Origin of the sequence: Chitinophaga sp. S165, from assembly GCF_003182155.1 — a bacterium.
GTDB lineage: Bacteria > Bacteroidota > Bacteroidia > Chitinophagales > Chitinophagaceae > Chitinophaga.
Window position 1 is genome coordinate 74,995 of the sequence record NZ_QGTG01000015.1, and the last position, 16,645, is coordinate 91,639.

Sequence of the window (16,645 nt, forward strand, 5' to 3'; positions counted from 1 at the left end):
TAGCCCGATATGGCTTAGTATTGTTCTCAGATCTTGGGGTTATTCTTGCTTTCACCTTGCTACAACCTGATATAAAAAGCCTCTCCGGTCGTACCAGAGAGGCTTTTATAGTGATTTACTATCTTATCGGCATTGACTACATTTCCAACGCACCTGCTGCTGCTTCATCCACAAACCAGTGCAGTTCTCCATCCTGAGGACGGATCAACTGGGAAGGGAATTTCTCAGCATCAAAATCTCCTTCAATGACACTCTTCAGTGTCAGGGCTTTGCCCGCACCGGTTGCCATGAATATTACGCAGGCAGATTCGTTTACAACGGGAGCTGTCAGCGTGATGCGGAACATATCCTGCGCTTTCAGGAAGAATGCTTTTACCCAGGCTTTTTTCTCATGTACTACTTCAGTACCGGGGAAGAGGGACAGGGTATGTCCGTCATCTCCCATACCTAACAGTACGAGATCAAAAGTAGTATCGCTGTCTTTGAAATATTTGTGCAGAATCTTTTCATACTCTGCAGCAGCGGCTTCCGGTTCAATATCCGTACGCATTACATGGATATTCTCTGAGGGCACGCCTACAACGTCCAGCAGGGTTTCGTAAGCCATGCGGGCATTGTTACGCTCGTCTTCAAAAGGCACCGCCCTTTCGTCTCCCCAGAAAAAGTGTACCCTCTCCCACGGAATGATCAGTTTATAAGGCTCTTTTGTGAGCAGCGTATACAGCTGTTTAGGTGTGTTTCCTCCGGATAGGGCCAGTGTAAAAATAGGCTGGTCCTGCAGCACCTCCTGAATGTAGTTGCTGATCCATGCTGCCAGGTTTTCACTCAGTTCCTGGGTATTTTTCGCGATATGTAATTCCATTTCTCTTATTTAGGTAGATTGATCCAGGCATGTCCGTCCTTTGCAATCAGTGCATCCGCATCTTCAGGGCCCCAGGAATCAGGTGCGTAGTTAGGGAAATCGACCGGTGTGCGGGATTCCCATGTTTCCAGGATCGGCATTACCACTTTCCAGGCAGCTTCTACCTGGTCGGCACGCATGAACAGGGTAGCGTCACCCTCCATTACGTCCAGCAGCAGTGTTTCGTATGCTTCAGGCGCATGATCATCGCCATACTGACGGTCGAAGTTGAATACCATTTCTACAGGGTCCAGTTCCATGCTCTGACCCGGGCGTTTTGCCTGGAAGCGGATACGGATATCCATTTCCGGCTGTATGCTGATGGTCAGGCGGTTTGGACGCCATGTTTCTGCTGACTCAGCCGGGAACGCGTAGTGAGGCGCCTGGCGGAACTGCAGGGTAATATTGGTTGCCTTCTGGTGCATGTTCTTACCGGTACGTACGTAGAACGGTACGCCCTGCCAGCGCCAGTTGTCAATATAGAACTTAACGGCAGCGTAAGTTTCTGTAGCCGATTCTTTGTCTACACCTTTCTCTTCACGATAACCTACTACCTGCTGGCCTTTTCTCCAGCCGGCAGAATACTGTCCGCGTACTGCGTTTTCGTGTATTTTATCTTTAGTGAATTTGCGGATCGCGTTCAGTACATCCACTTTCTTGTTACGGATCTCGTTTGCATCAAAGGATACAGGAGCTTCCATAGCGATCATACACATTACCTGCAGAATATGGTTCTGCACCATGTCGCGCAGTGCACCGGAGCTTTCGTAGTAACCGCCACGGCCTTCCAGCCCTACGGTCTCTGAAGCGGTGATCTGTATATGATCGATGTAGTTACGGTTCCATAATGGTTCGAACAGCGCATTGGCAAAGCGGAGTGCGATAAGGTTCTGCACGGTTTCTTTACCCAGGTAGTGGTCAATGCGGTAGATCTGTTCTTCGGAGAATAAACCTTGCAACAGGGTATTCAGTTCATGAGCGCTTTGCAGGTCATGACCGAATGGTTTTTCTATTACAATACGTGTGCTGCGTTTATCACTGCACAGGTTCAGACTGCCTAGTTTCTGTGCGATGGCCGGCATCAGTTGCGGCGCTACAGACAGGTAGAAGATCACGTTAGGATGTTCATCCCACTCTTCTTCTTTCGCTTTCACGAAGTCAGTGATCTTGCTATATGCAGACTGGTCTTCAGCGTCCATCTGCAGGTAGCTTACATGCTGGCTGAAATCTTTCCAATGGCCGTTCTGCTCACCTTTACGACGGGAGAATTTCTTAATACCATCCAGTAAACGTTCCAGGTAAGCACTATTATCATAGGGACTACGGCCGATACCCGCGATAGCAAATTTTTCCGGCATGTAGTTATCAAGGAACAGGTTGTATAAAGCCGGCGATAATTTTCTGTAGTTCAAGTCGCCGCTGCCGCCGAAGATGAAGACGATGGAGGCAGGCGGACGTTTATGATTTTGCATAACTCTATATTTTAAGAGAGTGGCCGCACGCTTCAAGCGAACGGCCACTCTTAAACTTTTATTCACCCCATACGGTATGGAAACTACCAGGTACATCTATACGCTGATAGGTGTGAGCGCCGAAGTAATCGCGCTGCGCCTGTACCAGGTTGGTAGGCATCCGTTCTGTGCGGTAAGCGTCGAAGTAAGCCAGTGCTGACATGATACCAGCAGCTGCGGTACCTGTCTGTGCTGCCTGGGCTACTACTGCACGGGTATTGGTAATTGCATTCTCAACAAGGGCTGCAACGTCCTTGTTCAGCAGAATATTAGGTAATTCAGGAGATGCTTTGTAAGCAGTGGTATATACTTCCAGGAGGGAAGAACGGATGATACATCCACCTCTCCATACTTTCACCGCATCAGGTAACGGAATTTCCATCTGCAGCTCTTTAGAAGCCTGATGCAGCATGGCCAGTCCCTGTGCATAACTGATGATCACACCGAAGTACAGGGCATCGTGTACCTGCTGTATCCAGGTGTCAACCGGTGTATTGAGCTTCGCATCCGGCGCTTTGTATAAACCAGCAGCCTGTACGCGTTCGTCTTTATAACCAGACAGTGTACGCAGAGCAACAGCCGTATCAATTACAGGAACGGCAACCGGCAGGTCCATGGCTAACTGTGAAGTCCATTTACCGGTACCTTTGGACCCTGCTTTATCAGAGATCACATCTACCAGTCTTGCGCTGGTCTTGTCATCCTTCTGAAGGAAAATATCAGCAGTGATCTCTACGAGGAAAGATTGCAGATCGCCCTCATTCCATGTTTTGAACACCTGATGTAAACGGTCGTTATCCAGACCCGCCTGTTTCAGCAACGCATAAGCTTCGCTGATCAGCTGCATGATGGAATATTCGATACCGTTGTGTACCATTTTTACATAGTGACCTGCGCCTTCCTTACCCAGGTAGGCTACGCAAGGTTCACCATTTACCTTTGCGGAAATTGCTTCCAGCATTGGTTTTACTTTTTCATAAGCTTCTTTATCGCCACCCGGCATGATGCTAGGTCCCGAACGGGCGCCTTTCTCACCGCCTGATACGCCGATGCCCATGAAATGAATACCTTTATCCCGCAGGTATTTCACCCGGCGTAATGTATCTGTATAATGTGAGTTACCACCGTCGATCACCACATCACCTTTTTCCAGCAGAGGGATCAGTGATTCTATCACGTCATCCACCGGCTGACCGGCTGGTACCAACATCATCAACTTACGCGGACGCTCCAGTAATTGTACCATGGTTGCCAGTTCTGCCACTCCCTTTACAGTAGTGCCAGCTGTAGCAGCCGATTCCAGAGCCCCGGTCTTGGTACTATCTTTATCAAAACCAATAACGGAAAAACCATGATCAGCCATGTTCAGTAAAAGGTTTCTACCCATTACGCCCAGACCAATCATGCCAAAATCGAATACGCTTTGTGCCATAAATTATCGTGTAAGTGCCTAAAAGAATGAAGTAAAAGTACGAATTATCAATTACCAATTACAATTACTATTGAATGACCTGACAAAACTATGAACATCCCATACCAATTCCCGCTATTTAGACATGAAAATCCGTGATAAATGCAATCTCAGGGCGTGTCTTAAATTTTTCTTAAATCTTAACCTCAAGGTACGCTAACCAGGTGCTACATGCCTGTACTAAGTACCGCTCCGGCATCTAAAAACGGCCATAAACAACTGATTTACAATATACAAAATTTTCAAACACTAATCAGCTATCGTCAGCCGTGCGAACAGTGCATAAACACCAGGTTGATAACGTGCCATTATTTCCTCCTTGTAGTGAGTACTTACCAGGTGTTTAAATTCCCATGGTCCGTATGGCCATCGTTGGGGCTTCGTCCTGTACAGAAGGATAAACAATCACCCGCGGTTTATGTTCATAGACGGCTAAATCCAGTCCTTACAATAACTGGCATAAAGTAAAACGCTCAATGCATTCCTGCATTGAGCGTTTACGTTTATCTAAATGATAAATCGTGTGTATTAAGCAGAGTTTCTGCCGGCATTGATGATACCGAAAGAACAACGTACCACCAGCTTCTCATAGGTTTCTTTCAGCGCCTTGTCATTACCTCTTTCATTCAATTCGCGGATACGCGCCAGTGCTCCCTGCTGAATAGTGAGCAAAGGCAATACGATACGCTCGCGCATCTGTATTGACAACTGATCTACAGGAGATGCGCCCATCAATTCCGTTTGTCCTACAAGATGCAGTACATATAAGCGTGTACGCAGGTACTCGTCATGTATCATGTTCCACACCTCACCAAAACGTGGATGTTTTCCGTATGCAGCAGTAAGCGGGAAATAACTTTTCTTCATCGCCATCTGGCAGTTGTCTAACAATGTGCGGAAGAAGAGTGAATTTTTATACAGCTTTTGAACTGCTCCCCATTTCCCCGCTTTATCCAGCGCCTCCAATGCCGCACCTACACCGTAATAACCCGGCACATTCTGTTTCAGCTGGCTCCATGCGCCTACATAAGGCACGGCTCTCAGGTCATTAAGGTTCAGTTTAGCAGCTGCATTACGTTTAGACGGACGGCTACCGATATTGGTTTCCGCATAGTAGCGCAGCGGGCTGGCAAAATCCAGATAATCCAGGAAGTCAGGATGCAACTTCAGTTTATTGAATGCCTTGAATCCCTCATTGGCCATTTCTTCCAGCAATGCTTCTTCTTCGCCGGAGAGTGTTACTTCACGGGAAGAGAACAACTCGTTGGCGATGCCTGCATGCACCAACTGTTCTATATTAAACTGTGCAGAGTCCACCGTTCCGAAATTGGAACTGATGGTTTGTCCCTGTATAGTCAGTTGGATCTCTTCGTTCGCAATATCACGTCCCATAGAAGCATAGAACTGGTGTGTTTTACCACCGCCTCTTGCCGGAGGACCTCCACGGCCATCAAAGAAGACTACATCAATTTCATACTCTTTCGAGATACGTGTCAATTCCTTCTTAGCCTTCTGAATACTCCAGTTAGCCATCAGGTAACCACCATCCTTCGTACCATCAGAGAAGCCAAGCATGATGGTCTGTTTATTATAGCGCTTGCGCAGATGTTCGCGATAAGCTGCATTTTCATAAAGCTCACGCATTACATTACCAGCCTGACGAAGGTCGTCGATCGTTTCAAACAACGGTACGATGTCAACACTCATCGATTCCTTTTCCCATCCGGACAACAGGAACATTCCGTACACCTCTATCACGTTCAGCGCGTTCATGCTATGACTGATAATATACCTGTGACAGCCAAACTCACCATTATTCTGCTGGATATCTTTCATAGCAGCAATAGTGGCCAGGGTATCTTTGTGTAACGGATCTTTCAGCGCATCGGGCTTGAGTGTACCATTGATATTCAACAGACTGTTTATTTTCTCCGCTTCGGAAAGATCTTTATAGTTAGACGGCAACAGGTCGGAACTGGCGGCGACAGCCTCCAGCAACGGGCTATGTACCGAACTATCCTGACGGATATCGAGCGTAGCAAAAAACAACCCGAACAGCTCTACCCGGCTTACCAGGTCATCAAGCAGGTTCAGGAACAGTGCATTGTTTTCTTCGATAAGTATGATGCGGACACGGGACAGTGTATCCAGGATCTCTTTTTGTGAGATATTGGTTTTATGCCCTGGAATGAACAGATTGTTATATAGTTGTTGTTCGAGCGCAGTCAGTTCATTTTCAATTCCTTTGAAAGTGAGGCGGCGTTTCAGTTTGCGTACATCCAGGTAATAACATTTGAGGATACCGCCTCGCAGTGCTTCTGCCACACGCAGGGTAGTATCGGCCGTTACAAATGGATTACCATCGCGGTCGCCACCAGGCCAGAAGCCCATCCTGATCACCGGGTTATTGCTATTGATAGAAGCCGGGAACTGAGCTTTTAATTTAGATATAATACGTCCGGCAGCAGTATAAAACGTGTTCTCCAGGAACCATATCAGGCTGATAGCCTCGTCATATGGGGTCGGCTTTTCCTTTTTGAAGAACGGTGTTTTACCCAACTGCTGAAGATAAGAGTTCACCTGGGCGGTATTGTCATTGATCAACGCCCTTGACAGGTCATTGATAATGGTGAGTACACTACCTGGATAGAACTGGGTAGGGTGAGCTGTCAATACCAGTCTCACTGAGAAGTCCTGCAGTTTCTTCGCAAGCATCTCTTCCGCCTGTTCTGCGATGATCTCCGACTGCAGATGGCTCAGAGAACCAGTGCCATGCACGTCCTGGATATGACGAAATGCTGCATCTTCCAGTGCATCAAACAGTACTACCTGTCTTTCAGCATACTGCACAAAGCGGAACATGAGGTCCAACTTCTGCTGTTCATTACTGCAGGAAGTGTATTGCTGAAAATAAGAGTCAAGAATTTCCTGGGGGCTTTTTTCCTTTCCGTATCCCTCTTCACAATGGATTAAGAATAATGACAAAAATACGCCGGTTCTTTCTACCTTATGAAAAGGCAATGCGGTAAAAAGACTATTGTATAACTGGAACTTGGTGCCAACCAGGTTCTTGAATAATTGCAAGGTGTTATTAACCGGTGCTTCCATAACTAAATTTCGTAATTTAAAAGAGCCTTTGCCAACCGGGAGCTAAAAATAGTATAAAATAGTTACAAAGTGGAATGCAAAGTTAGTAGAAAGAGGAAGGCCGTAGCTATCCGCCACGGCCTTTTGCAAGTCCCCCCTAAATTTGGGAGTGTTGAGAGAATAAACCTGTTAATTGAGTAATATGATCTGTTAAAAAGAAATCAGTCTTTTTATTGAGCTAAAGTGAAGCCAATAGGCAGGCTGTATCTTACGGCAACGTTATGTCCGCTTTGTCTACCGGGTTTCCAGTTCGGCATTAACTTCACCACCCGCATTGCTTCCTCTTCCAGTCCGCCGCCTTTGTGAGCGCCTGCGGTCTGTACTTCACTAACCTTTCCCTCTTTATCTACCACAAACTGTACGAATATCCTTCCTTCAATTCCATTTTCCTGTGCCATATGAGGATATCTGATATTCTTCTGAAGGAATCTGGCCAATGCTTCATCACCTCCAGGGAATGATGGCATAATTTCAACAAAGGATGGGATCTCTTCCTTTACCTCCACTTTAGGCGCTTCAACCACACCACCGGGAGTACCTCCATTTGCAAATGGATTGTCAACACCATTTACATCATCGCCAACTGTGTTAGTAAGACCAACAGATTTGTTACCAACGTCTTCTAACTTAGGTAATTCATCCGCTTCCTTTACAAGTTCGTCAGGCGCGATAGTGGGTGTGACAATTTTAATGGATGAAGAGGCCGGCGGTGGTGGTGTAGTAACAGGAGGAGGAGGCGGTGTTAACGGCTTCTCTTCCGGCATTTCAAGATCTTTTAAGTAAGTGTCAACCACAGCTACATCTTTTCGTGTATGCATGTCCGCAGCCATCAGATTATTACTGACTACATATCCACCGATGATGACCAATGCGATGGAAGCTGTACCAATAATAGCGTTGCGCACGCGTTTGTCTTCACTTCTACGTAAGTCATAGGCTCCGTAGTCTTTATTACGACCATCAAAAAGAATGTCGAGAAAGTCTGATTTAATAATGTTCGTTGCATTCATGGGATAAACATTTACAATATAGATGCGACGTCATTATTTTTCCATAAGAGAATTTAAAAAAACTTTGAGAAGATCGATTTATTAAAATTTACCAGCCCAGATTGAAATCCGGATCGGGATCACCTATTTGCTAAAGGAAGTATTCACTATCTTTTAATGGTAACAATATAATTGTTACCATATAGCAGGTATATAATGTCGTAATAAATCGAGTTGAGTATAATACAGGTAAGCAGGTAATGCTTCCGGAATAACAGCAAAGCGCCGTGAGTATATCGTTGTTCCTGTCTATTAATGCCAGGGGGCGCGGGAGGTATATTACATTATAATTTACCACCAATAAATCTGCAACACACCTTCCCCGCTAGCCTGACCGGGCATTTTTATTTACAGCTTATAGCAAACAATTTCTTTTGATCAACAACAGCTGTTGTAAACAACTGTTCTATAGAACTGGTTATGATCGACCTTCACCACTTCACCCATAGAACTATGTATCATTATTCGTTTATGCAAATGCATATAATAATCGGTTTTTGATTTTCATATCGCTGATAATATTGTTTTGATGGTGAGACAAAACAAGGAGAATACTCAGCTCTTTTCTCCGGGTGGTGGTAAATCTTATTAGTCTACTGAATCTGTAGACAAATATACAGCATGAAATCATATTTCCAAATTAGAAGACATTATTTTTTTTCGGCAGCATTTATAACGGATGTTTTTATACAGCAAACAAGTGGTTATCACATGCGGATATCCGCTACTAATAACAGGGATCTGACCGGCAAATAATCAGTAGTAAAAAAGCATACAGCTCCGGGACCTGATAATTTATGTTCAACATTGAGGCATGATATGTGACTTGCAATTGTTTATGGATAAGATGTAGTAATTGGCTCTCCGTGTTACGAATCCAGAGCTACAAACGAAATGCCGTACAGGATTATACGTCTGTACGGCAACCCAGTTGAAATATGTTGCCGTGCGGCGATGTATTGCTAACAGTGTGCAATACCGGTGATCCCATTTGGCTGGGGCAAATAGGGAAAATACAAGTAGCTTTGGTACAATAGAAGACACTATCTAATGAAAAAAGTTCTATTGGCCCTTAGTATACTACCGCTGGCCACTTATGCACAATCATCAACCGATACTACTCACCGTCTCCGGGAAGTAGTGATACAGGCATACCCGGGCAAACAGTTTACCCTGCTCCAGGTGCCTACCAGCAGTACTGTACTTACCGAACGTCAGTTACAACTACAGCAAGGCGTTACATTATTGCCGGCATTAAATACGGTCCCCGGCGTACGCATGGAAGAACGCTCGCCCGGCAGTTACCGTCTTTCTTTAAGAGGTAGCCTGCTGCGCTCCCCTTTCGGTATCAGGAACGTAAAGCTCTACCTGGACGAGATCCCACTGACAGATGCAGGTGGCAACTCCTACCTGAATCTTGCCGACCCCGGAAGTTTTCAGGGCATCGAAGTATTGAAAGGGCCTGATGGCAGCCAGTTTGGCGCCAATTCAGGCGGCGTCGTACTGTTGCATCCTGCAGGCACATTACCTTATAGCACGCGTATCAGGGCCGATATACAGGGCGGCAGCTACGGCCTGTTCCGTGAACAGCTCGGATGGCAGCAGCAATGGGGCAATTATAAACTGAATATCTATCAGGCCGTACATCATTCAGACGGCTACAGAGATAACAGTGCCATGAAAAGGTATTATGTGCAAACCGCTCAGGAATGGCAATACAATCCTCATAACCAACTCAAACTGATCGCCTTTTATAGTGACCTGGATTACCGTACTCCGGGCGGTTTGACCCTTGCCCAGGCAGAAGCGGACCCTAAAGCTTCCCGGCCTGCTACAGCCACCTTGCCAGGTGCTATTACCCAGAAAGCAGGTATCAGGAATAAAACAGCGTTCGGAGGCCTGGTGCATACTTCACAAATTTCTGAGCACTGGCAACATGTCATCACTGTATATGGTAGTAATACTCACTTCGAGAACCCGTTTATTACCAACTTTGAAGCAAGGGACGAAAATACCTTTGGCGCCCGCACATATATCGCCCTCCAGAACCAGCCGCTGGGCAATACCAATATGATACTCGACTGGACGACAGGTATAGAATGGCAGCAAACCGGATCAGATATTGACAATTACGGCAACAGGGCTGGTGTAAGGGATACTTTGCAGGCCGCCAGTGATATCACCGCCAGACAATACTTCTATTTCACCGGTGTCACCCTCCGTCCCGGCAAACAATGGGTAGCAGAAGCTGCAGTCAGCGTCAACTATTACCGTTACCACTTCAATGATGTGGCGGCAGGCATAGATGGTAAAAAGAAATTTACCGCTGAACTGATGCCACGTTTCTCTCTTTCTTACCTGATAACGCCCGATCTGGCAGCACGCGCCACAGTAAGCAGGGGTTACTCCCCTCCTTCCATCGCGGAAGTACGCGCTTCAGATAATATCATCAATACTACCCTACAGGCAGAAACCGGCTGGAACTATGAAACAGGTTTGCGGTTCAACAGCCGTAATAACCGTTTCCAGGCAGATGCGGCAGTATTCTATTACAAGCTGCAGGATGCGATCGTACGCCAGTTGCATGACGATGGTACAGAGTTCTTTATTAATGCCGGCGGAACTAACCAGACAGGTGTGGAATTCCATTTCTCTGCATGGTTGCAACGTCCCAGGACGGAAGGATTTTTCCGGGGCGTCCAGTTCCAGGACAGTTACACCTACAGTCATTTCAAGTTCAGCGACTACAACATTGCAGGTAAGGACCTTTCCGGTAATACTATCACAGGCGTTCCCAAAAACACTGCGACAGCATCCCTGCTTATACAATTCCCGGCACGTGTTTCAATATATGGCCAGCATACCTACACAGACCGTCTTCCATTAGATGACGCGAATACCGCCTTTGCAAAGTCATACCATCTTGTACAGGGGAAAGTGAACTGGGGCGCCAATAAATGGCTGTCAATATATGCAGGTGTCGATAACCTGCTGGACCAGCGCTATAGTTTAGGGAATGATCTGAATGCTGTTGGCGCCAGGTATTATAACCCTGCACCGGGAAGGAATTATTATGGCGGTGTGAGGGTAACCTTGTAATATCTTACTTCAAACGATATTCAGTTAAAATAAAATGGGGCCGTACGATTACGGCCCCCAACACATTTTGGTTCAAAAAAAGAATAAACAAAAAACAAGTCTATGCAGGCACCCCTGCTTTCTTATAATGCACTACGGGTAGTTCTCTCAAACGTCCCGCAGCATATTCCGGTGTAATGTCCCTTTGCGGATGTGCCAGCATTTCATATCCTACCATAAATTTCTTCACGGTTGCAGAGCGCAGTAATGGCGGATAGAAGTGCATGTGCCAGTGCCATTCCGGATGGCTGTCGCCATCGTTAAAGGGCATTTGGTGCATACCTGCCGAATAAGGGAATGATGTTTCAAACAGATTATCATAGCGGGTGGTCAGCTCTTTCAGGATAGCTGCCAGTCCATCACGTTCTGCTGATGTGAATTGAAGGAGGTTCTGTACATGACGGCGGCTGATGATCATTGCTTCAAAAGGCCATACCGCCCAGAAAGGTACCAGTGCCACAAAATGTTCATTCTGCGCGATGATACGCTCTTCTGCCTTCAGTTCTTTCTCCAGGTAAGCCGACAACAGGCTACGGCCATGTTGCAGAAAATAATTACGTTGCTGACGTGTTTCCTTCTCTATTTCCATCGGCACATCTTCGGAAGCCCAGATCTGTCCATGCGGATGCGGATTGCTGCATCCCATGATCTCTCCTTTGTTTTCGAAGATCTGTATGTATTTAATGAATGGTACTGCTGCCAGTGATTCCAGTTCGGTATGCCAGAGGTCTACCACTTTACGGATATCGGGCAGTTCCATTTCAGGTAATGTAAGGTCATGACGTGGGCTGAAGCAGATCACACGGCAAATGCCTTTCTGTGACCGGGCTACCAGCAATCCGTCTTCATTGGCGCCACCTTTCGGGGTATCGGCCAGTAAGGCGGAAAAATCGTTCGTAAATGCGATAGGCCCATCATACGCTGCGTTGTGAGTACCATCTGCACGGGTATTGCCCGGGCATAAATAACAATCCTCCACATAGGCCGGACGCTGTACTAAAGAAGGCGACTCCACCTTTCCCTGCCAGGGGCGTTTGGAACGGTGAGGTGACACCAGGACCCATTCTCCCGTCAGAATATTCAAACGGGTATGGGGATGAGCTGTTAGATCAAAGGTATTTTCAGACATTCTCCCGGAACATTTACATTTAGTGAAGGACTGACCTATGGATGTAGGCCAGTCCTTTGACTTCAGAGCTTAATTATTAACCAAATTATTGACATTACGGCATCCATCTTCGATGCTCGTAACATATGCTTTCAACGGTGTTTTGAACTGCTGTTCGTAACCTGCGGCTGCTTTTTCAAGCAGGGCCGGTACTGCTGATTTCTTAACGATATTGATGGTACAACCACCAAAACCGCCTCCCATCATACGCGCACCTAATACGCCTTGCTGTCCGGCTGCAAATTCTGCCAGCCAGTTAAGTTCAGGACAACTTACATTATACAGTTTATCCAGTCCTTCGTGTGTTGCGAAAACCTTTTTACCGAATGCTTCCAGGTCATTACGCTGCAGATCGTCACAGGCATCCTGTAAACGCTGTATCTCTTCCACTACATAGCGGCAACGGTTGTAAACAGTTGCATCGTATGATTTTACATAAGCATCCAGCATATCCATATTGGCATCACGCAGGCTGTTCACATGTGCATGATGCTTTTTGATCAGCGCCACACCTGTTTCACATTCCTCGCGACGGGTATTATATTCTGAAGATGCCAGTGAGTGTTTCACCTGTGTATCCAGCAGTACAAGGCTCACATCATCAAAGTTGAAAGGGATATATTCATATTCCAGTGAAGCGCAATCCAGTTTGATCAGCTGTTGCTTTTTGCCAAACATGCTTGCAAACTGGTCCATAATGCCGCAGCGAACACCAACGAAGTGGTTCTCTGCTGCCTGTGCCAGCAAGGTCATGTCCTTACGGCCGATCTCCAGTCCGAAGATCTCATTCAGTGCAAAAATGGTTGCACACTCCAACGCTGCAGAGGATGAAAGGCCGGCGCCCAGGGGTACGTTGCCACAGAATGCACATTCGAATCCACCAATGATGTGCCCCGCCTGTTGCAGCTGTTGCACCACGCCAAGCAGATAGTCAGGCCATTGCTGAGCGGTAGGCACCACTTTATCCAGCGAGCCTTCATAGCGATCATTTACATCCAGCGCATGTAAGATGATCTTATTATCGTTACGTTTTACAATAGCCAGGTAAATGGCTTTGTCTATAGCAGCGGGCAATACGAACCCGTTATTATAGTCGGTGTGCTCTCCTATCAGATTAATACGCCCTGCCGCCCTTACCATTAAAGGCTCCTGGTCGAAATGCTTCTGTGCAAAGGCGTTTAGTTTTGCTTGCTCCACTGTTTGTTTATTTTTTTTTGATTATATACAAGCGGGAGATCACTGTGCTCCCGTCAAAGATTTAATTACTGTCACTTCTTCTGCACTGTATGGTGTTCCATCCTTACGGAAGATATCATGAAACCATACCGGCGGCTCTCCTCCATCTTTCATCGGCGTATCCCATGCATAGATCGTATTGGTCTTTCCGGATACCAGTCCCCAGTTATAAGCGGCTACCTTTTCTTTCTTCAGGAGCGGCATAATATTCTGAAATTTGCTGCCACGGGTACGTGCCATATATTCTGTACAGATCAACGGACGTTCATATTTCCGCAGACTGTCTATTGTTTCCTGATGCTCCTTCTCGTCTGCGTAATTATGATAAGTGATCACATCTGAATTATTCAGCTGATACACGTTCAGATCTTTCAGGTCTTTATTCCACACTCCTGATGATACCGGCTGTATGGTCTTTACCTGCCTTGCCCATGAGAAGGTTTTAGTCAGCAGGTCCATACTTTTATTACCATAACCAGAGTTACCCGGTTCATTATAAAGGTCCCACAGCAGAATGCGTTTATCTTTCCGGAAGGTGGTCAGCACGTCTTTCACGTAGCGTTCCAGGGTATCGGTCAGTGCCGGTGAAGACTCTCTTATTATACCGGGGTCCTGTAACCAGCCTGAATTATGTATACCCGTTTTAGGCTCCGGTTGTTTACCGGTTGTATAAGTTTTATTCCAGCAATCGTCGAACAGTACAAATGTGGTCGATATCCCATTTCTGCTGGCGACGTCCAGATAAGTGCTCACCCGTTGTTTAAATCCTTCCGGGTCCTGTTGCCAGGCGGCGTGATGCAGGAACACTCTCATAGAATTCAGCCCTATAGAGGCTGCATATTTCAATTCCCTGTTAATGGCGGCGGTGTCAAATGTCTCTGGTTGCCACATTTCCAGCTGGTTAATGGCGTAACTGGGGATGAAATTGCTCCCTCTCTGCCAGTCGTGCTGTTTATACCATTTAGCAGCTTTCTTTTTGGACCAGATCTCCCTGGGTTTTTCCTGCGCGATAGCAACATTGGCCATTGTTGCTGCCAGCAGTACAGTCATAAATACTTTCATTTTCATGCTTTCTCAGTTTTGTGGAGCTGTATTGTTAATTGATGAAGAAACCCTGTTGACATTTATGATCTGGCCTCGCCTTTATTCATGGAATTGTTATTTATGTGGAATAATCCTCAAAGTTAAAAGATTTACGTAAACGATTACAATACTCCCCTCTAAATTACTGTGCAGTACGCTCGACTTATTGGCAATGTCCACAATAAATGATTGATAAACAACACAGTATGACAAAAAGGCTGTGGAATAGACATTAAATGTAATCGTTTACTTTCAATTTTGCAAGTGTGGTTTATTGGGTTTCCCGTCATTTTGTGGCGTCGGGAGTATTTCGGATCGTCAGCGTTTGGGTGTGGGAAGCGAATGTGGACTGACATTGAATCCAGCGCTGACCTTCTAGCTCGCGGTTGCAGGTGGGACCACTGGCTGTAGTTCTTTGAAGTTCCTTAATATTCAGCTTTGATAGGGCGGATGGGCTTTGGGAATTCTTCTATTTAACCCCTGGAAAGTCGTATTGGGCATACTTCAAACAACTAAGGCCAGTGGTTCCCACCCGCACCGTTCACTGTGGCCGGTCTCCAAAATAATAGCGATGCAGCATATATTCATAGCGCATATTAGTATTCATACACTTTTGCCTTTTACTATTACATTACCATCGCATTTACCGGTATTGCTGTAGCATATTGGCTCTATATGAATTTGTTGTTTAATTGCATTTGACTCTCCGCTAAACTTGCCGACATATTTATCATAACGTTCAACACTACATTCACTAAAGCACTCACCACAATAATTGCTATCATTTCCACCATCACCTTATCTGATATCACTACGATACTCAACACAATACCTCTGTTTAGATGTAAGCTTCCACGTGTACATTCACGACGATGTTCAACACGATATTCACCACCATTTGCACTACCGCTTCCACTGGTATATCCATTACAACACTCAACGCAACTGGCACTACCATTTCCGCTATCGTTCCTACTAGTATGTTCATGGCAATATTCGCGGTATTGATCACTATCATCAACCATTGCACACTTTACTGGTTGAATCAGATAAACAGCTTCCAGCATGGTGATAACATCATCTGCATTAAAACCTTCTTTTAATAGTAGCATAGCCTTTCCTGTCAGTTCACGATATTGTTTATACACGCGCTTATCATCGGGTAATTGCCTATAAATACGGGAAGCAATACGTGCTCCTTGCTTAAGCCATCCTGCATATTTCATTGTTTTGGCAAAAGCCGGATCATGCTTAACGCGTTTACCAGTAAGCGAACTTTTAGTACGGATAATATACTCTCCGTTCATAAGATATATTGTGAGATTATCCTGTGTGCCAATAAAAGGAGGCACACCACCAACAATTTTAGGCATATGATTTAGTTTATACGAATGTAGGACACTTGGGGTATACGTCGTAGTAACGTCGGGTTAACGCCATGTTTAAAGCGTACTTTATTGCCGGATATGCCGGATATGCCGTTTTTGCCGCTTACTCCCAGCGAAGTTGTTCGCCTTTCAGGCCTTCGAGCGGTTCAACCCATTTGAGGTGTTCAACTTATTTAGGCTGTTTAAGTTATTCAGCTATTCAAGTGTTCAACTTGCATGTTCCATTTATACCGATTATACCGACTATACGCCCATTCTTAGATAGTACAAAATCATAGTGGGTAATCACAATGGAAATCATGAAACATCCATAACAGACATCATGCAACTATAATATGCAGTACACTTGCGAGCAGCACTCCGGCAATTATTTTGGAGACCGGCCGCAGTGAGCGGTGCAGGTGGGAACCACTGGCCTCAGTTATTTGAAGTACGCTCAATACGACCCACCCAGGGGTTAAATAGTCAGCCAATCGGCGATCCACTGTTTCGCTAAAAACAACATAAGACTTTATAGGGTAAATTGTAGGAGGCAAAAGCCCTCTGCAGCACA

At 45.8% G+C, this 16,645-nt stretch carries 10 protein-coding genes; 1 reads left to right on the top strand and 9 read right to left on the bottom strand.

Annotated elements, in window-relative coordinates; genetic code table 11:
* Nucleotides 1–136 precede the first annotated feature (136 nt).
* The 5 genes from pgl to C7475_RS31470 form a co-directional block, all read right to left on the bottom strand.
* Entirely contained in the window at nt 137–862 is a 726-nt protein-coding gene (pgl, locus tag C7475_RS31450; RefSeq protein WP_110057405.1) for a 6-phosphogluconolactonase, read from the bottom strand.
* A 5-nt stretch (nt 863–867) separates the two neighbouring features.
* Nucleotides 868–2,373 (bottom strand): glucose-6-phosphate dehydrogenase, encoded by a 1,506-nt coding sequence (gene zwf / locus C7475_RS31455; RefSeq protein WP_110057406.1) that lies wholly within the window; start codon nt 2,371–2,373, stop codon nt 868–870.
* Nucleotides 2,374–2,431: 58 nt separating this feature from the next.
* Nucleotides 2,432–3,844 carry an NADP-dependent phosphogluconate dehydrogenase gene (gene gndA, locus C7475_RS31460; RefSeq protein ID WP_110057407.1) on the bottom strand — a complete coding sequence of 471 codons (1,413 nt, stop codon included), beginning with the start codon at nt 3,842–3,844 and terminating at the stop codon, nt 2,432–2,434.
* A gap of 567 nt (nt 3,845–4,411) precedes the next feature.
* Complete coding sequence (locus C7475_RS31465) at nt 4,412–6,991, bottom strand: phosphoenolpyruvate carboxylase (protein ID WP_110057408.1); 2,580 nt, start codon at nt 6,989–6,991, stop codon at nt 4,412–4,414.
* 209 nt (nt 6,992–7,200) lie between these two features.
* Nucleotides 7,201–8,040, bottom strand: a complete 840-nt coding sequence (locus C7475_RS31470) for an energy transducer TonB (RefSeq protein ID WP_110057409.1) — start codon at nt 8,038–8,040, stop codon at nt 7,201–7,203.
* A 1,089-nt stretch (nt 8,041–9,129) separates the two neighbouring features.
* Here C7475_RS31470 and C7475_RS31475 point away from each other — a divergent pair.
* Nucleotides 9,130–11,178, top strand: coding sequence for a TonB-dependent receptor (locus C7475_RS31475; protein WP_110057410.1), 2,049 nt, complete (start codon nt 9,130–9,132; stop codon nt 11,176–11,178).
* A 100-nt stretch (nt 11,179–11,278) separates the two neighbouring features.
* Here C7475_RS31475 and C7475_RS31480 read toward each other — a convergent pair whose 3' ends face one another.
* From C7475_RS31480 to C7475_RS31495, 4 genes are all read right to left on the bottom strand, one after another.
* On the bottom strand, nt 11,279–12,346 hold the full coding sequence (locus tag C7475_RS31480; RefSeq protein WP_110057411.1) for a UDP-glucose--hexose-1-phosphate uridylyltransferase: 1,068 nt from the start codon (nt 12,344–12,346) through the stop codon (nt 11,279–11,281).
* A 69-nt stretch (nt 12,347–12,415) separates the two neighbouring features.
* Nucleotides 12,416–13,582 carry a galactokinase gene (gene galK, locus C7475_RS31485; protein WP_110057412.1) on the bottom strand — a complete coding sequence of 389 codons (1,167 nt, stop codon included), beginning with the start codon at nt 13,580–13,582 and terminating at the stop codon, nt 12,416–12,418.
* Between the two features lie 39 nt (nt 13,583–13,621).
* The gene (locus C7475_RS31490; RefSeq protein WP_233260030.1) at nt 13,622–14,689 is read right to left on the bottom strand and encodes a glycoside hydrolase family 2 TIM barrel-domain containing protein; all 1,068 of its coding nucleotides are present in this window, start codon (nt 14,687–14,689) and stop codon (nt 13,622–13,624) included.
* A 686-nt stretch (nt 14,690–15,375) separates the two neighbouring features.
* Nucleotides 15,376–16,077, bottom strand: coding sequence for a hypothetical protein (locus tag C7475_RS31495; RefSeq protein ID WP_110057413.1), 702 nt, complete (start codon nt 16,075–16,077; stop codon nt 15,376–15,378).
* Nucleotides 16,078–16,645 lie beyond the last annotated feature (568 nt).